Source organism: Solwaraspora sp. WMMA2080 (assembly GCF_027497395.1).
GTDB lineage: Bacteria > Actinomycetota > Actinomycetes > Mycobacteriales > Micromonosporaceae > Micromonospora_E.
Map to the genome: position 1 here is coordinate 4,847,016 of NZ_CP114910.1, position 16,877 is coordinate 4,863,892.

18 protein-coding genes are annotated in these 16,877 nt (G+C 70.4%); 15 read left to right on the forward strand and 3 right to left on the reverse strand.

The annotated features are described in order from the left end of the window. From nuoI to O7543_RS22100, 10 genes are all read left to right on the forward strand, one after another. Window positions 1-594: an NADH-quinone oxidoreductase subunit NuoI gene (gene nuoI / locus O7543_RS22055; protein WP_348650034.1), complete on the forward strand. Its 594-nt coding sequence runs from the start codon at window positions 1-3 to the stop codon at window positions 592-594. Further along, window positions 591-1,346 carry an NADH-quinone oxidoreductase subunit J gene (locus O7543_RS22060; protein ID WP_278173315.1) on the forward strand — a complete coding sequence of 252 codons (756 nt, stop codon included), beginning with the start codon at window positions 591-593 and terminating at the stop codon, window positions 1,344-1,346. Before nuoI ends, O7543_RS22060 begins: the two co-directional genes overlap by 4 nt. Beyond that, the gene (gene nuoK, locus O7543_RS22065) at window positions 1,343-1,642 is read left to right on the forward strand and encodes an NADH-quinone oxidoreductase subunit NuoK (RefSeq protein WP_123607128.1); all 300 of its coding nucleotides are present in this window, start codon (window positions 1,343-1,345) and stop codon (window positions 1,640-1,642) included. The genes O7543_RS22060 and nuoK overlap by 4 nt, the downstream gene beginning before the upstream one ends. A 12-nt stretch (window positions 1,643-1,654) precedes the next feature. Beyond that, window positions 1,655-3,574 (forward strand): NADH-quinone oxidoreductase subunit L, encoded by a 1,920-nt coding sequence (nuoL, locus tag O7543_RS22070; protein ID WP_281552094.1) that lies wholly within the window; start codon window positions 1,655-1,657, stop codon window positions 3,572-3,574. Further along, entirely contained in the window at window positions 3,571-5,106 is a 1,536-nt protein-coding gene (locus O7543_RS22075; RefSeq protein WP_281552093.1) for an NADH-quinone oxidoreductase subunit M, read from the forward strand. The genes nuoL and O7543_RS22075 overlap by 4 nt, the downstream gene beginning before the upstream one ends. Then, window positions 5,103-6,659: an NADH-quinone oxidoreductase subunit NuoN gene (gene nuoN, locus O7543_RS22080; RefSeq protein ID WP_281552092.1), complete on the forward strand. Its 1,557-nt coding sequence runs from the start codon at window positions 5,103-5,105 to the stop codon at window positions 6,657-6,659. Before O7543_RS22075 ends, nuoN begins: the two co-directional genes overlap by 4 nt. Before the next feature lie 45 nt (window positions 6,660-6,704). Further along, window positions 6,705-7,763 (forward strand): polyprenyl synthetase family protein, encoded by a 1,059-nt coding sequence (locus tag O7543_RS22085; protein ID WP_281552091.1) that lies wholly within the window; start codon window positions 6,705-6,707, stop codon window positions 7,761-7,763. A 266-nt stretch (window positions 7,764-8,029) separates the two neighbouring features. Continuing rightward, window positions 8,030-8,824, forward strand: coding sequence for an IclR family transcriptional regulator C-terminal domain-containing protein (locus tag O7543_RS22090; protein WP_281552090.1), 795 nt, complete (start codon window positions 8,030-8,032; stop codon window positions 8,822-8,824). Between the two features lie 94 nt (window positions 8,825-8,918). Then, the gene (locus O7543_RS22095; protein ID WP_281555747.1) at window positions 8,919-9,413 is read left to right on the forward strand and encodes a sigma-70 family RNA polymerase sigma factor; all 495 of its coding nucleotides are present in this window, start codon (window positions 8,919-8,921) and stop codon (window positions 9,411-9,413) included. Then, window positions 9,410-10,099 (forward strand): zf-HC2 domain-containing protein, encoded by a 690-nt coding sequence (locus O7543_RS22100; protein ID WP_281552089.1) that lies wholly within the window; start codon window positions 9,410-9,412, stop codon window positions 10,097-10,099. Before O7543_RS22095 ends, O7543_RS22100 begins: the two co-directional genes overlap by 4 nt. 27 nt (window positions 10,100-10,126) lie before the next feature. Here the strand turns inward: O7543_RS22100 and O7543_RS22105 are convergent, their stop codons facing one another. Both O7543_RS22105 and O7543_RS22110 read right to left on the reverse strand, forming a co-directional pair. After that, a complete protein-coding gene (locus O7543_RS22105) occupies window positions 10,127-10,600 on the reverse strand; it encodes a GNAT family N-acetyltransferase (RefSeq protein ID WP_281567198.1) in 474 nt (157 codons plus the stop codon). A gap of 107 nt (window positions 10,601-10,707) precedes the next feature. Beyond that, window positions 10,708-11,094 (reverse strand): phage holin family protein, encoded by a 387-nt coding sequence (locus O7543_RS22110; protein WP_281552087.1) that lies wholly within the window; start codon window positions 11,092-11,094, stop codon window positions 10,708-10,710. A 147-nt stretch (window positions 11,095-11,241) separates the two neighbouring features. Between O7543_RS22110 and eccB the strand changes: the two genes are divergently transcribed. From eccB to O7543_RS22135, 5 genes are all read left to right on the forward strand, one after another. Beyond that, the gene (eccB, locus tag O7543_RS22115) at window positions 11,242-12,561 is read left to right on the forward strand and encodes a type VII secretion protein EccB (RefSeq protein ID WP_281552086.1); all 1,320 of its coding nucleotides are present in this window, start codon (window positions 11,242-11,244) and stop codon (window positions 12,559-12,561) included. A gap of 168 nt (window positions 12,562-12,729) precedes the next feature. Next, window positions 12,730-13,047: a WXG100 family type VII secretion target gene (locus O7543_RS22120; RefSeq protein WP_123605183.1), complete on the forward strand. Its 318-nt coding sequence runs from the start codon at window positions 12,730-12,732 to the stop codon at window positions 13,045-13,047. 86 nt (window positions 13,048-13,133) lie between these two features. Beyond that, entirely contained in the window at window positions 13,134-13,427 is a 294-nt protein-coding gene (locus O7543_RS22125) for a WXG100 family type VII secretion target (RefSeq protein WP_281552085.1), read from the forward strand. 144 nt (window positions 13,428-13,571) lie between these two features. After that, window positions 13,572-15,476 carry an SseB family protein gene (locus tag O7543_RS22130; RefSeq protein ID WP_281567199.1) on the forward strand — a complete coding sequence of 635 codons (1,905 nt, stop codon included), beginning with the start codon at window positions 13,572-13,574 and terminating at the stop codon, window positions 15,474-15,476. Next, a complete protein-coding gene (locus tag O7543_RS22135) occupies window positions 15,473-15,838 on the forward strand; it encodes a hypothetical protein (RefSeq protein ID WP_281552083.1) in 366 nt (121 codons plus the stop codon). Before O7543_RS22130 ends, O7543_RS22135 begins: the two co-directional genes overlap by 4 nt. A gap of 16 nt (window positions 15,839-15,854) precedes the next feature. On the opposite strand, the gene O7543_RS22140 is transcribed toward O7543_RS22135, so the two are convergent. Further along, the gene (locus tag O7543_RS22140) at window positions 15,855-16,793 is read right to left on the reverse strand and encodes an alpha/beta hydrolase (RefSeq protein ID WP_281552082.1); all 939 of its coding nucleotides are present in this window, start codon (window positions 16,791-16,793) and stop codon (window positions 15,855-15,857) included. Window positions 16,794-16,877 lie beyond the last annotated feature (84 nt).

A 16,877-nucleotide genomic window follows, 5' to 3' on the forward strand; every position in this document is an offset into this window, starting at 1 on the left:
GTGGGCGCGATCACGGGAACGTTCAAGGGCTTCGGGGTCACCTTCTCCCACATGTTCCGCAAGGTGGTCACCACCGACTACCCGTTCAAGCCGCCGGTGTCCGCGCCGCGCTACCACGGCCGGCACATCCTCAACCGGCACCCGGACGGGCTGGAAAAATGCATCGGCTGTGAGCTGTGCGCCTGGGCCTGCCCGGCCGACGCGATCTACGTCGAGGGCGGCGACAACACCGAGGAGCAGCGGTTCTCCCCGGGTGAGCGGTACGCCAGCACGTACCAGATCAACTACGCGCGGTGCATCTTCTGCGGGCTGTGCATCGAGGCCTGCCCGACCCGGTCGTTGACCATGAGTAACGAGTACGAGTTGGCCCGCGACTCCCGGCAGGACCTGATCTTCACCAAGGAGCAGCTGCTGGCGCCGCTGCTGCCGGGGATGGAGCAGCCGCCGCACCCGATGAGGTTGGGCGACAGCGAGAAGGACTACTACGTCGGCGCGCTGACCAACCCGGGCACCTCGGCGGGTGCCGAACGGGCGCCCTGGTCGGAGCAGGGCACCCAGGACGGCTCGGGGACGACGGGAGAGGGCAAGTCATGACCGAGCTCGCAGCGGAGGTCTCCACCGGGGAGGCGGTGACCTTCTGGATCCTGGCTCCGCTCGCGCTGCTCGGCGCGATCGGCATGGTGTGGGCCCGCAACGCGGTGCACTCCGCGCTCTGGCTGGTGCTGACCATGCTCTGCCTCGGCGTGTTCTACGTCGTGCAGGGCGGGCCGTTCATCGGCCTGGTGCAGATCATCGTCTACACCGGCGCGATCATGATGCTCTTCCTGTTCGTGCTGATGCTGGTCGGCCGGGACGCCTCCGACTCGTTGATCGAGACGCTGCGCGGACAGCGGATCGCCGCGGTCGCCCTCGGCGTCGGCTTCGCCGCGCTGGTCGGCACCGGGCTGTACCGGGGCCTCGGCGGGGTGCAGGCGGTCGGCCTGGAGCAGGCCAACGCGGACGGCAACGTGCAGGGCATCGCCGCCCTGCTGTTCGGCCGCTACCTGGTCGCGTTCGAGGTGACCGCCGCCCTGCTGACCACCGCTGCGATCGGCGCGTTGATCCTGGCGCACATCGAGAAGCGCAAGGAGCAGCGGCGCGGCCAGCCGGAAATGATGCGGGCCCGGTTCGCCCCCGGCAACTACCCCGGCCCGAAGCCGGGTCCGGGTGTCTACGCCACCTCCACCTCGGTGGCCACCCCCGGCCGGCTGCCGGACGGCACGCTCACCGACCGGAGCATCCCGGCGATCCTGCCGACGCGCGAACTCTCGCCCAGCGAGGCCGCCCCGAAGGGGACTGACAAATGACTCCGGACAACTACCTGATCCTGTCGGCGGTGCTGTTCACCATCGGCGCGGTCGGCGTGCTGGTCCGCCGTAACGCGATCGTGCTGTTCATGTGCATCGAGCTGATGCTCAACTCCGCGAACCTGGCGCTGGTCACGTTCAGCCGGATCAACGGTGACCTCAACGGCCAGATCATCGCCTTCTTCGTGATGGTCGTGGCGGCAGCCGAGGTGGTCGTGGGGCTCGCCATCATCATGACCATCTTCCGGACTCGACGCTCGGCGAGCGTCGACGACGCCAACCTGCTGAAGTACTAAAGGGGCCCACGCGTGGAATCGACTGTGGAGTACGCCCAGGCCACGGGGCTGCTGAGTAGCGTGTGGCTGCTGGTGGCCATCCCGCTGGCCAGTGCGGCGATCCTGCTGCTGCTCGGCAAGCGCGCCGACAAGTGGGGACACTGGCTCGGGGTGGTCGCCGTCGGAGCGGCCTTCGTCCTCGGCCTGACCTACTTCTTCCAGCTACGCGGCCTGGACAACCGGGCGGTCGAGCTGAGCCTGTGGGAGTTCATCGAGGTCGGTGGCCTGTCGGTGGACTTCGGGCTGCTGTTCGACCCGCTGTCGGCGGTCTTCGTGCTGCTGATCACCGGCGTGGGTTTCCTGATCCACGTGTACGCGGTCGAGTACATGTCGCACGACGCCGGACGACGGCGCTTCTTCGCGTACTTCAACCTGTTCGTCGCCGCGATGCTGGTGCTGGTACTGGGCAACAACTACGTGATGCTCTTCCTCGGCTGGGAGGGCGTCGGTCTGGCGTCGTACCTGCTGATCTCGTTCTGGTACCACCTGCCGGCCGCGGCGACCGCCGGTAAGAAGGCGTTCCTGATGAACCGGGTCGGCGACGCCGGCCTGGTGCTGGCGATCTTCCTGATGTTCGCCACGCTCGGGACCACCCAGTTCGAGGCGGTGTTCACCGGTGCCGGCGCGTTGGCGTCCGGCACCATCCTGGCGATGGGCCTGTTGCTGCTGCTCGGCGCCACCGGCAAGTCCGGCCAGTTCCCGCTGCAGGCGTGGTTGCCGGACGCGATGGAGGGCCCGACCCCGGTGTCGGCGCTGATCCACGCCGCCACGATGGTCACCGCCGGCGTCTACCTGATCGCCCGGTCCAACCCGATCTTCTCGGCCAACCCGACGCTGCAGACCGTGGTGGTCAGCGTCGGCGCGCTCACCCTGCTGATCGGCGCGGTCATCGGCTGCGCCAAGGACGACATCAAACGGGTGCTGGCCTGGTCGACGGTCTCCCAGATCGGCTACATGTTCCTCGGCGTCGGGCTCGGCGGCGGCGCGTACGCGCTGGCGATCGTGCACCTGCTGGCGCACGGATTCTTCAAGGCCGGGCTGTTCCTCGGCGCCGGCTCGGTGATGCACGGGATGAAGGACCAGACCGACATCCGGCGGTTCGGCGGCCTGTGGCGGCACATGAAGATCACCTGGGCGACCTTCGGGCTGGCCTGGCTGGCGATCATCGGCATCTGGCCGCTGTCCGGCTACTTCTCCAAGGAGCCGATCATCGCGGCCGCCTTCGAGCGGGAGGACTGGACCGCCTGGCTGTTCGGCGGCGCCGCCCTGCTCGGTGCCGGGCTGACCGCCTTCTACATGACGCGGCTGTTCATTCTCACCTTCCATGGCCCGAAGCGGTGGACCGACGACATCGACCACCCGCACGAGTCGCCGGCGCTGATGTGGGTGCCGCTGGTCCTGCTGGCGGTCGGCTCGGTCGCCGCCGGCTGGCTGATGTCCACCTCGGTGCCCGAGTGGCTGACCCCGGTGCTGGGCACCGAGGAGGGCCACCACGAAGCGGTGCTGTCACACGGCACGGTCACCATCCTGGCGCTGGTGATCACCGTGCTCGGTGCGCTGCTCGGCTGGCTGCTGTTCCGCAACGGCACCGCCGAACAGGAGCAGCCGGCCGGGGTGCTGGTCACCGCGGCCCGGCACAACCTCTACACCGACGCGGTCAACCGGGCGGTCTTCGAAAAGCCGGGCGTCTTCCTCACCCGGGCGCTGGTCTTCCTCGACAACCGGGGAGTCGACGGCCTGGTCAACGGGCTGGCTGCCGCGATCGGTGGCAGCTCCGGGCGGCTTCGGCGGCTGCAGACCGGCTTCGTGCGTTCGTACGCGATGTCCGTGCTCGCCGGTGCCTTCGTGGTGGTCGCGGCGTTCCTCGCCCTGCAGATGGGATGGCTGGCGTGAACGACTTTCCGTTCCTCTCGGTGCTGACCGTGGCGCCGCTGGCCGGCGCGCTCGTGGTGGCGCTCGTCCCGCGCCGCCAGGGGGAGCTGGCCAAGTGGCTGGCGCTCGGCTGGTCGGTGGCGGTGCTGGTGCTGTCACTGGTGATGTGGTTCGCCTTCACCGTCGGCGGCGACCGGTTCCAGTTCCGTGAGTCGTACCCGTGGATCCCCAACTGGGGGGTCAACTTCACCTTCGCGGCCGACGGCATCGCGTTGGTCATGCTGATGCTGATCGCCGTGCTGGTGCCGCTGGTGATCCTCGCCTCCTGGCACGACGCGGAGGCGTCGAAGCGGTCGGTGCCGGTCTACTTCGGCCTGTTGCTGCTGCTCGAAGGCACGATGATCGGCGTCTTCGCCGCCGCTGACATCTTCCTGTTCTACGTGTTCTTCGAGGTCATGCTGGTGCCGATGTACTTCCTGATCGGCAGCTACGGCGGCCACCAGCGGCAGTACGCGGCGGTGAAGTTTTTCCTCTACTCGCTGGTCGGCGGCCTGTTCATGCTGGCCGCGGTGATCGGGCTGTGGGTGGTCGGCGGGCAGACCTTCGACTGGCAGGCGCTCAGCGAGATCGACATGTCCACCGGCGTGGAACGCTGGCTGTTCCTCGGCTTCTTCGTGGCGTTCGCGATCAAGGCGCCGTTCTTCCCGTTCCACACCTGGCTGCCGGACGCCGGTGGTGCGGCACCGGCCGGCTCGGCCGCGCTGCTGGTCGGCGTGATGGACAAGGTCGGTACGTTCGGCATCCTGCGTTACTGTCTGGGGCTGTTCCCGGAGGCGTCGCAGTGGTTCGCGCCGTGGGCGCTGACCCTGGCCGTGATCGGCATCATCTACGCGGCCCTGCTGGCCGTCGGCCAGAACGACCTGAAGCGGCTGGTGTCGTACACCTCGATCTCGCACTTCGGTTTCATCGGGGTCGGCATTTTCGCGTTCACCACCCAGGCCGGCACCGGCGCGGTGCTGTACATGGTCAACCACGGGCTCGCCACCGGCCTGCTCTTCCTGGTCGTCGGGATGTTCGTGGCCCGGCGCGGCTCCGCGCTGATCAGCGACTTCGGCGGAGCAGGCAAGATGGTCCCGGTGCTCGCCGGGGTGTTCTTCTTCGCCGGGCTGACGTCGCTGGCGCTGCCCGGGACCGCCCCGTTCATCTCCGAGTTCCTGGTGCTGATCGGCACCTTCTCGGTGAACAAGCCGGTCGCGGTGATCGCCACCCTCGGCATCATTCTGGCGGCGGCGTACGTGCTGTGGATGGTGCAGCGCACCACCCAGGGCACGTTGAACCCGGCGCTGACCACGGTCGACGGCATGAAGCGCGACATCACCCTGCGGGAGAAGGTCGTGGTGGCCCCGCTGATCGCCCTGATCCTGCTGTTCGGCTTCTACCCGAAGCCGTTGACCGACGTCATCAACCCGGCCATCGAGGCGACGTTGTTCGATGACGTCGGCACGTCCGACCCCGCCCCGACCGAGGGCGTAATCCAGGAGGCGGCCCGGTGAGCGAGTTCTCATCCCCCGCGATCGACTACGCGGCGATCTCGCCGATGCTGATCCTGTTCGGCGCGGCGATGATCGGCGTACTCGTCGAGGCGTTCGTGCCCCGCTCACTGCGCAACCCGGTGCAGCTGGTGCTGGCCCTGGCCAGCATGGTCGGCGCGCTGGTCGCGGTGGTCCTGCAGGGCAGCACCCGGACGGTGACCGCCGGCGAGGCGATCGCCGTCGACGGCCCGACGCTGTTCCTGCAGGGCGCGATCCTGGTGCTCGGCGTGATGGCGATGCTGCTGATCGGTGAGCGGTCGTTGGAGACCGGCGGCGCCTTCGTCGCCCAGGCGGCGATCGTGGTCAACTCAGCCGAAGACCGCAAACAGGCGGCCGGCCGGTCCGGCGCCACCGAGGTCTACCCGTTGGCGTTGTTCGCCCTCGCCGGCATGCTGCTGTTCGTCGCGGCCAACGACCTGCTGACCATGTTCATCGCCCTGGAGGCGTTCTCGCTTCCGCTGTACCTGCTCTGCGCGCTGGCCCGCCGGCGGCGGCTGCTCAGCCAGGAGGCGGCCCTCAAGTACTTCATGCTGGGCGCCTACTCGTCGGCGTTCTTCCTGTTCGGGCTGGCGCTGACCTACGGCTTCACCTCTGGGGTGGACAGCCCGACCGGGCCCGGGGTGGACTTCGCCACCATCCGGGCGGCGGTGGAGACCTCGGAGTCCAGCCCGGTGCTGTTGTTCGCCGGCATCGCGCTGATCTCGGTCGGCCTGCTGTTCAAGGCGACCGCTGCCCCGTTCCACGTCTGGGCCCCGGACGTCTACCAGGGGGCACCGACGCCGGTGACCGGCTTCATGGCCGCCTGCACCAAGGTCGCCGCGTTCGGCGCGCTGCTACGGGTGCTGCACGTGGCGTTCTACGGCGCGGCATGGGACTTCACCCCGGTGCTCGGCACGATCGCCATCCTGACCATGCTGGTCGGGGCGATCCTGGCGGTCACCCAGACCGACATCAAGCGGCTGCTGGCGTACTCGTCGGTGGCCAACGCCGGTTACCTGCTGGTCGGCGTGCTGTCGCTGTCCGCCGAGGGCCTGGCCAGCACGATGTTCTACCTGGTGGCGTACGGCTTCATCGTGCTCGCCGCGTTCGCGGTGGTCACCCTGGTCCGCGACGCCGACGGCGAGGCCACCCACCTGTCCCGCTGGGCGGGGCTGGGCCGGCGCTCGCCGATGTTCGCCGGCATCTTCACCTTCATCCTCCTGGCGTTCGCCGGCATCCCGTTGACCAGCGGCTTCACCAGCAAGTTCGCCATCTTCGGGGCGGCGGTCGGGGACGGTCAGATCTGGCTGGTGATCGCCGGTGTGGTGACCAGCATGATCCTCGCCTTCCCGTACCTGCGGGTGGTGGTGATGATGTGGCTGAGCGAGCCGAGCGACGCCACCCCGACGGTGGTCATCCCCGGCGCGCTGACCTCGGCGGCACTGATGATCGGCGTACTGGCCACCCTGCTGCTCGGGGTCGCGCCGGGCGCGCTGCTCGACCTGACCAGCAACGCCGCCGAGTTTGTCCGATGAACCACCTCACCCGCCCCCAACCTGGGCAGCCACCGCCGCTGTGGCATGGTTGGGGGTGTGGTGAGGACGGCTGACGGCAGCTCCTTCGCGCCTGGCGCGGGAGCGGTGACCTCGATCGGGATCGACATCGTCGACCCGCAGCTGCAGGCGTCCATCGCCGGGATCCTGGCCGACGTCGAGGCCGAGCTGCGGGGCAGCGTGTTCAGCGCCGACCCGTTCGTCACCGAGGCGGCCCGCCACCTGGTCGAGGCCGGCGGCAAACGGTTCCGCCCGCTGCTGGTGGCGCTCGGTGCGCACTTCGGCGACCCGGCGGCGCGGCTGGTGGTGCCGGCGGCCGTGGTGATGGAGCTGACCCATCTGGCGACGCTCTACCACGATGACGTGATGGATGAGGCGCCGGTGCGTCGCGGTGCACCGAGCGCCAACTCGCGGTGGACCAACTCGGTGGCGATCCTGGTCGGGGACTACCTGTTCGCCCGGGCCGCCGACCTCGCCGCAGACCTCGGTATCGAGGCGGTACGGCTGCAGGCCCGCACGTTCGCCCGGTTGGTGCACGGCCAGATCGCCGAGACGGTCGGCCCGCGTGACGAGGAGCAGCCGGTCAACCACTATCTGCAGGTAATCGGGGACAAAACCGGGTCGTTGATCGCGACGTCCGCACGGTTCGGCGGGATGTTCGGCGGCGCGACCCCAGAGCATGTCGAGGCCCTGGCCGGGTACGGCGAGATCATCGGGGTGGCGTTCCAGCTCTCCGACGACCTGCTCGACATCGCCTCGGACTCCGCCCAGTCGGGCAAGACACCCGGTACCGATCTGCGGGAGGGGGTGCACACGCTCCCGGTGCTCTACGCGCTCGGCTCGGACGACGGCGACGCCGCCTCCCGGCGACTGCGGGAGATCCTGGCCGCCGGCCCGGTCACCGACGACGATCTGCACGCCGAGGCGCTCGCTCTGCTGCGTGAGTCGCCGGCGCTGAAACGGGCCCGGGAGACGGTGCGCGGCTACGCCGAGGACGCCCGGTCCCGGCTCGCGCCGCTGCCGCCCGGCCCGGCCCGGCAGGCGATGCAGTCGCTGTGCGACTTCATCGCCGACCGGACGAACTAACCGGGTAGCCGGGGTCCGGTCGTGATCCTGGTCTGGGATCCGGTACTGGTCCGGCCCGGTCGGCACGGGCGGACCTCTGCCGGTCGGCGGCGGTACGGGCGACGACCGGCACCGCCATTTGCGATGATGTTGCGCTAGCCAATAGCATGAACCGTACGTGTCGGGCGCCACACCGATAGTCGCCACCTGGTGCCCCCGATTCGAAAGGGCATTCCACAGGCGGCTGTCTTTTCATATGGTGTAAGTCCCCGGCGGCGGAGGTGGTTGTGCGCGACCCCTTGGCGGAACCTTCGGACCTCATCCGGAGCGTTTCACGGGCACTGCGTGTGCTCGAAGCGGTCGGACGTGCCCCGCGCGGACTGACCGTCAAACAGATTGCCCGGCGCTGCGAGCTGACCGTGGCGACCACGTACCACCTGGTGCGCACCCTGGCGTACGAGGGCTACGTGATCCGTCGCGAGGACGGTACCTACATCGTCGGCCTCGAGGTCGCGGACCGCTACCGCGAACTGGTCGCCGCATTCCGCGGCCCGCCAGCGGTCGGCGAGGCGCTGCGCCGCGCAGCGGCGGAGACCGGCTACAGCCACTACCTCGGCCGCTTCGTCGGCGCCCAGGTGGCGGTGACCGCGTCGGCCGAAGGGCTGCGCTCGCCGTACCTGGAGGACATGGTGCCCGGGTTCGACGAGGGGGCGCACGCCACCGCGCTGGGCAAGGCGCTGCTCGCGACCCTCACCCCCGAACAGCGGTTCCGTTACCTCAAAGAGTTCGGCATGCGGCCGTTCACCTCGGCCACGATCACCTCCATCGAGGGCTTCGAAGCCGATCTCGCGGTCGGCGACCGGCGTGGCATGCACCTGGAGATCGGGCAGTACCGGCAGGGCCTGGCCTGCGCCGCGGTGATGGTCAACGCGGACAAGGACGTCGAGCGGCGGGTGGCGATCGCCTGCGCGTTGCCGGCGGCCGAGATGATGACCTCGGCCCGGGTGGTCCGCGCGAAGCTGCTCACCGCCGCCAGGGCGGTCGCCGAGGCGATGACCGGCCCGGAGCATCCGGGCAGCTGAAAACAGTTTCTCCAGGACCTTGAACCGCCCGGCCAGCGGCTACGTGTCATGAGGCGGAAGGGAAGGGCGCCTCTTGACCGACCAGGATTCACAACTGATGCGCGCGTTGCACGAAGAGCATGGTGACGCGCTCTTCGCCCATGCGCTGCGGCTGGCCGGTGGCGACCGGCAGCGGGCCGAGGACCTGGTCCAGGAGACGCTGCTGCGGGCCTGGCGACATCCCGAGTCGCTGGACCCGGAGCGGGGATCCGTACGAGCCTGGCTGTTCACCACGGCCCGGAACCTCGCGATCGACGCCTGGCGTCGACGCAGTGTCCGGGTCGGCGAGGTGGTCACCGACGTACTGCCGGAACCACCACCGGCGGTGGACGAGGCGGACCGTGCCGTGGAGGCGTGGACCGTTGCCGAAGCCCTCGGCCGGCTCTCCCAACCACACCGGGAAGTGTTGATCGAGTGCTTCTATCGGGGGCGTTCGGTCTCCGAGGCGGCGGCCAGGCTCGGCGTCCCGCCAGGTACCGTCAAGTCACGGACGCATTACGCACTGCGCTCGCTGCGGCTGGTGCTGGAGGAGATGGGGGTGACCCAGTGAGGTGTGACTACGCGCACGACGACGGCGCGTACGTCCTGGGTGCCCTGTCACCCGCCGAACGAGCGGCGTACGAGCACCACCTCGCCGGCTGCCCGAGCTGCCGGCAGGCCGTCGCCGACATCGCGGTGCTGCCCGGTCTGCTCGGCCGGCTGGATCCGGCCGGCTTCGAGCAGATCAGCGACCCGCCGTCGACCGAGCCCCGGTTGGCCACCCTGGTCGACGCGGCGGGCCGGGCCCGCCGCCGGGGCCGGCGGATGCGCCGCTGGCAGACCGCCGGGGCGGCGCTGGCCGCCGCCGGTCTCGCGATCGTGGTCGGCTTCGGGGTGGGCTGGGTGGGGGCCGGCGGTACGCCGGAGACCACGCCCGGCTCCCAACTCCTCGCGATGCAGCCGGTGGCCTCGCAGGTGCCGATCCACGCCGAGGTGGGTCTGCAGGCGGCGACCAACGGCACCGAGGTCACCATGCGCTGCTGGTGGGAGCCGACCAACCCGGACGGCCGACCGATGGATTTCGAGCTGGTCGCCTACGACCGGGACGGGGCCAAGCAGCAGGTCGGCTCGTGGGCGGTCAGTCCCGGGGCCGAGATCGTCTTCACCGGCGCTACCCGGTTCGACCACGACCAGTTGGAACGGCTCGAACTGGTCCGTGCCGACGGCGCGGCGATCCTGGCATACCAGGTCGGCTGAGTCGTCGGTCAGCCGGCCGGGGCAGGCTCAGCGGTCAGCCGGCCCGGCAGGCTCAGCGGTCAGCGGCTGTGCCGCCGTCAGCTCCATCCAGCGGTCAGGCTCGGCCAGCGGAGTGAAACCCAACGCCGCGTAGACGCCGTGCGCGTCCAGCGTGCCCAGCACCAGCCGGCGTACCCCCCGCCGGGCAAGCTCGTCGCGGGCCGTCGCCACCAACTGGCGGCCGAGTCCACGGCCACGCACCGAGCGGTCGATGTAGACGTCACACAGCCATCCGAAGGTCGCCTGGTCGGTGACAACCCGGGCGAAGCCGACCTGCCCGTCGGCGTCGCCCCGGTAGACCCCGAACACGAGCGAGTTGGCGATCGACCGGACGACCACCTCGCGGGAGCGGCCCAGCGCCCAGTACGCGTCGGTGGAGAGCCAGCCGTGGACCCGGTCGACGTCGACGCGGGTCGGGTCGTCGCAGATCTCATGTCCGTCCGCAAGCATGATCGACACCATGCGCCGACCGTAGGTGTCGGTCGACCGGCTGTCGTACGAATTTCCGGGACGTCGCCGAACGCACCACCCGGTACGGCAGGGTTGCTGCCCGAGGCCGGGACGGCCGGTCAGTCCCGGTCCAGAACCAGACCCAGCAGCCAGGTGACCACTCCGACCAGCAGCGCCCCGAGCACGGCGGCCGGCCAGAAACCGTCGACCTGGAACGGTAGGTCGAGCTGCTCGGCGATGAACCCGGTCAACAGGAACAACAGCCCGTTGACGACCACCGCGATCAACCCGAGGGTCAGCAGGTACAGGGCACACCCGACGGTTTTGATGATCGGCTGCAGCACCGCGTTCACCACGCCGAAGATGACCGACACGAGCAGCAGCGCGACGATGGCCTCGCCGATTGCGTCGGTCTGTAACGTGATGCCCGGAATGATCAGGGTGGCCAGCCAGAACGCCAACGCCGTACTACCCAGGCGGATGAGGAGGCTTTTCAGGAAACCCATCCGGGAATCCTGCCATGCCGGCCGTCGCCGCTGGCTCCGGCATCGCCGTCCGGCGATACCATCGTGCCTCACCCTCTCTCACGGTCGAACCGCCCGTGACGCCATGTCGTCCGCCGGTTGCGGCCCGTCGGTCCCGGAGGTGCGTGGTTGACGTCCCGGCAGCACCACTTGCAGTCCCACCGGTATGCGGCACGACGGCTGGTCGACGCGTTGGTGTCGGGGGAGGCCGATCCGGTACGACCATCCCGTCGGTCAGCCCCTGCGACGCTGGCCGGCGTGCTGGTCGCCGTGCTCGGGCTCGGCGGTGCCGCAGGGTACGGAGCAGCGACCGGATCCGCAGCCACTGACTGGCGGGACAGCCGGGTGGTGATTGTCGAACGGGAGTCCGGGGCCCGGTACGTCTACCGCGCCGGCCGGCTGCACCCGGTGCGGAACTACAGTTCGGCGTTGCTGATCGCGGGTGCGGCTCCACCGCGTACCGTGCTGGTGCGGCAGGCCGCACTACGCGACGTCAACCGGGGATCTCCGCTGGGTATCCCCGACGCGCCGGACTCGCTGCCCCGCCCCGAGGACCTGGTTGGTCCGGACTGGACGGTTTGCTCCAGCGTCGCCGACCAGGGTGAGTCGGCTGCGCCCGGGACGTCGGTGCTGCTCGGCGTGGGTAGCTCCGGCGGTCGGCCGCTCGGCGATGACGCGCTGCTCACCCGGCTACCGGACGGTGCGGTACAGCTGATCTGGCGGGGCCGCCGGCACGCCGTGGCCGAACCGGAGCTGGTGCTCGCCGCGCTCGGCTGGACCCGGCACCGCCCGCTGCCGGTCGCGCCGGCGGTGCTCCGGGCCCTGCCGGTCGGGGCTGACCTGGCCCGCCCGACGGTCCCTGGTGCGGGGCAGCCGTCCGGGACGATTCCGGACACCACGGTCGGCGAGGTCTTCGTGATGATCACCCAGAGCGGCTCGCGACAGTACGCGGTGGCGTACCGCGACGGGCTCGCTGAGATCACCCAGGTACAGGCCGATCTGCTGCTGACCGCACACGACCAGGCCGGCCCGACCCGGTTGACCCAGGGTCGGTTCCGTGGCCTGCCCCGGGTCGACGAGCTGGTCCCGGAAGGTCCGCAGGCACCACCGGCCGAGACACCGGCGCTACGATCGGCGGCGACCGGCACCGTCTGCGTCGGTGGCGCCGGGATCCGGTCCCAAGTACGGGTGGCGGTGGATCCGGACACCCCGGCCACCGGCGTCCGGTTGCCGCCCGGTCGCGGCGCTCTGGTCGAGGCGGTACGGCCGGGCGGGAACACCCCGCAGGTCAGCCTGATCACCGACGCTGGACTACGCCACCCGGTTCCCGACCCGGCGGTGCTGCCGACGCTCGGCTACCCGGACGCCGCGCGGTCGCGGCTGCCGGCCAACGTGGTCGAGCTTGTGCCGGCCGGTCCGGACCTGGACCGGCGGATCGCCCTCGGCTGACCGTGTCCCGGCTCAGCTGCGCTCTGGCTGGTTCGTCGCCGATGCCACCGCAATCGAGCCGTTATCCACAGCGGACGAGGTGGGGCTGCGCCGGTGGGTCGACCCGGCTACGGTCGGCGAGGTGACGTTCACCGCTGTCAGCGGACCGGGACCGAGAGGGGCCACAGCGTGTCGCAGACGCAAGCCGAGTTGGCGGTCATGCAGCGGGCAGCCAGCCGTTTCGACCAGGTCGACGAGGAGCTCGATGCGATGCTGCGCGGTCTGCTGCAGCGTTTGGAGGTGCTTCAGCACGCCTGGCGTGGTGCCGGTGGCCGGTCCTTCGAGCAGGTCACTGCCGGGTGGGCCAGAGAGCAGGCGGCGTTGCACCGGGCGTTGCGTGAGACGGCCGGAGCGATCCGTACCGCCGGGACGCAGTACCAGGCGACAGACGTCGCGGCGGCGGACCGGGTGACCAGGGCAGGGCGACGGATCGAGCTGCCGCTCTGAGACGACCCGGCGGCCTGCTGCTCGGGGGCGACCGGGCGGGCGGCGCAGCGGCATGACACGGAGCATGACACGGAGGAGGTGACCAGTTGGCCGACGGCGAGCTGGTGGTGGATTTCCGGGCGCTGCAACAGGCCAGCGCCGACATCGGGCAGGCGTTGCGTACTCTCGGGTCGCAGTTGCACCAGGTGGAGCGGGAGGCTGCGCCACTTGTAGCAACCTGGGACGGTGTGGCTCGTCAAGCGTACGAGCAACGGCAGGCCCGGTGGCGCGGCGCGGCACAGAATCTTCAGGCCCTGCTGCGGGAGATCAAGGTTGCGGTCGACGAGTCGGCCGCCGACTATCTGAGCACCGAGCGGCGCAACGCGGACCTGTTCCGATGAGCCGAAGCGTGTCCTCTCGACTACGCGAAGTGTTTTCTCACGTTAGTTGAACTGCAAGGCGTCCGCCGGCCGTTGTGATCGTGGCACCACCTTGTAGGTTGTACCGGACGCGTGTGGCCTGTCCGGTGGAAAGGGGGGTCGGCCGTGACCGATTGGCAACCGGCCACCGAGATCGAGGCCGCGATGCGCGACGCCCTGCTCTGTCAGGACCAGGAGCTCTACTTCCAGCTGCTGGCCGGCACCGAGTTGCTGCTCCCTGTTTCAGCGCAGGCCCTGGCCGGTCAGGCCCCGATGGGCTGGGGCACCTGGACGACGAACGGGCGGACCCACGTTCTCGCGTTCACCTCTCCGGTCACCCTGCACGCATGCCTTGGTGACAACGGCAGTTCCGCCCGTCGGGTGACGTTCGCCGAGCTGGCCGCCACCTGGCCCAACCTGGAGTGGTGGCTGGCGGTCAACCCGGGTCTGCCGATCGAAGGCTGGCTGCCGGCCTGGTTCGTCGCCCAGCTGGCCCGCGGAGACGCGCGACTGCCAAACCGCGGCGGCCAGTCCGAGGGCCGCGCCGATGCCGCCGCCCGGGCCCGTGCGACCGCCACCGTCCCCGGACTGGCCGGCTACCCCGGCGGTGCCGGGCCGGTCGACGGCGGGCCCGCTCTACTGCCGGACCACGGCCGGCATCCCACCCAGTACGCCGCCGAAGCTACCGCCGCTGCCAGCCCACCGCCGGTACCGACCGCTCCGGCGCCGACCGCTCCGGCGCCGGAAGGTCAGTGGCCGCACCCGGACAACGCGGCCGCCGACCCGGCGCCGCCGACCGCCCGTCCGGTGTCGCCCAGCTCGCCGCCACCGTACGGTTCGACCCGATCCCCGGCCGGCGCGACCGCCGGGCTGTCGGCCGGCGGTCTGCCTCGCCGGGTGCCGACTCCCACGCCGCCCACCGAAGACCCGCCACCAGCGGTGGAACAGCCCGGTGCGGCGGTCGAGCCGGCGCCCGGTGCGGCGCCCGGTCCGGCGGTCGAGCCGGCGGTCGAGCCACCGTCCGGTCCGGCGGTCGAGCCACCGTCCGGTCCGGCCTTCGAGCCGGCCAACGACGTGGAGCGGGACCTGGTCGCGGCGGCGGGCGGCGGCGGCAGCAACTCGTTCCTGTCCACCCTGCTGCTCGCCAAGGTGCTGCTGCCCGTCTCCGAATCGGCCGCGGCCGGGTCCAGACCCGGCGACGAGGGCTTCACCTGGCGGACCGAGACCGCCACCGACGACACGTTCGTCGTGGTGTTCACCTCGCCGGAGCGGATCGCCGATCACTTCGACACCCCGGTCGATACCGTCGAAGTGAAGTTCGTCCAGCTGATCCGCCGCTGGCCGGACCCGCAGTGGTCGTTCGTCATCAACCCCGGCACCCCGGTCGGCGCGAAGCTGCCCGGCACCGAGATCGTCGGCCTGGCCAGCTGGGCGGCTGAGGTCGGGCTGGGAGACGAGGAAGCCGACGTCGAACAGCCGGCCGAACCCCAACCCGGCGCGTCGGCCGCGCCGAAGCCGGCCGTGTCCAGCGGGCCGGACGTCCCGGGGCAGCCGACGACGATGCAGAAGACCGTCGCCGCCAGCCAGGTCGGCTACTACCTGGACCGTGGCTACGACCGGGTGTCGGGGTTCGTGCACCGCGCCGCCGAGGTCGCCCACCTGGACACCCCAGCCAAGCTGTACGCGGCACTCGGGCTCGGCTACGCCGGGTCACCCTTCGCTCCGGACGCTGACGAGATCTTCGTGTTGCGGTGGCCGGCCTACCGGCCGAGCCTCTACCGGATTCCCTACGGCGGGCAGAACGAGAACGCCATGCGGGCGATGGAAGGCTGGGTGATCGAGCGTCCGCCCTTCCGCGGCAACGGCTTCGCCCCCGGGGAGAGCAGCGACGTCGTGGCCGAGTTCAAGGTCGACGGGATCCGGCTGCCGCACGGTTCGCAGCTGTGGCGGCTCGGCGCGGACGGCACCGGGACGCTCGTCGCCCTGCTGGACGCCGACGAGACCGCCTGGCAGCGGGTCAAGGAGGAATGATGCGCGACGGCTACGTCGCCCGCTGGCAGGGGCAGGAGTACGACGCCAGCCCGGCCGGCGACGAGGTGCGGATCTACCAGCCGACCGAGGGCGACGGCTTCACCGCGATCCGCTCCGGCCGATACGTCCGGGTGGTGCCGATGTCCGAGGTCGACGACTTGGCGTACGTGCGTACCACCTGCACCTGGCACGGCCAGCCGTTCGTCGTGCTCGCCAAGCACGACGGCTGGCTGCGGGTCGAGTACACCGGCGGTCGCGCCCCGGTCGCCCAGTCGCTCGGGCTGGAGGAGTTCGACTTCGGTGTCTACCAGGGCTGGGCGGCAGCCAACGAGGTGACCGAGCTGCGCGAGCACCGGGTCTGACCGGCCGGGTCGCGGGTCAGCTCTTGGCCCAGCGCAGCACCTCGCCGAGCACCACCTCCGGCGACTCGACGTGCGGAAAGTGCCCAACCTCGTCCAGCAGCCGCCACTCGTACGGGGCGATCACGTACCGCCCGGAGCCCTGCGCCGTCCGGGGCAGCACCGCCGGGTCCAACGCCCCGTGCAGTTGCAACGTCGGTGTCACCAGCGGCTCCTGCAACAGCTTGACGAAGCGGTAGCCGTGCAGCCGCAGCAGCGACCGGAACGCCCAGCGGTACCCCTCCAACGCGCAGAACGACGCCTGCGGGATCCGCATCGCGGTCCGGCACAGCTGTTCGTACTCGGCGAACCGGGCTCCGCCGGTCCACACCGGCCCACCCCACTGGCGGAGGAACCCTCCGACCATCGCCGCGTCGTCGCGGGTCAGCACGTGCTCGTAGCGGGGCAGCTGGAAGCGTAGCGACGGGGTGGAGGCGGCGGCCTGCCCACGCGGGTCGGTGAAGATCGCCGAGCGGAGCCGCAGCGGGTGAGCGGCCCCGATCACGACCAGCCGGCGCACCATCCTCGGGTGGAACGCGGCGGCGGTCCACCCGATCATGCCGCCGAAGCCGGCGCCGACGATGACCGCCGAGCGCTCACCGAGCGCCCTGATCATGCCGGTGACGTCGGCGGCCAGGGTGTATCCGTCATACCCGCGCGGCGGCTTGTCACTCGCCCCGAATCCCCGCATGTCGACCGCCACGGCACGGTAACCGGCGTCGGCCACCGCCGGCAGCATCTCGTGCCAGGCCCACCAGAACTCGGGAAAGCCGTGCAGGAACAGGACCAGCGGGCCGGTGCCGGCCTCGACCACGTGGAACCGGCTGCCGTTGGCGCCGACGTACCGGTGCTCCCAGGGGCCCTTGATGAGCACACAGGACTCGTCGACCGGGCCCGCTGTCCTGCCACGTTCTCCCATGGCGACAGCGTAGGCCGGCCCCGCACCACCGTATCCGGCCTGGGCAAACAATAGAGGTTGATTCAGGGTGATCACCGGCGTCGG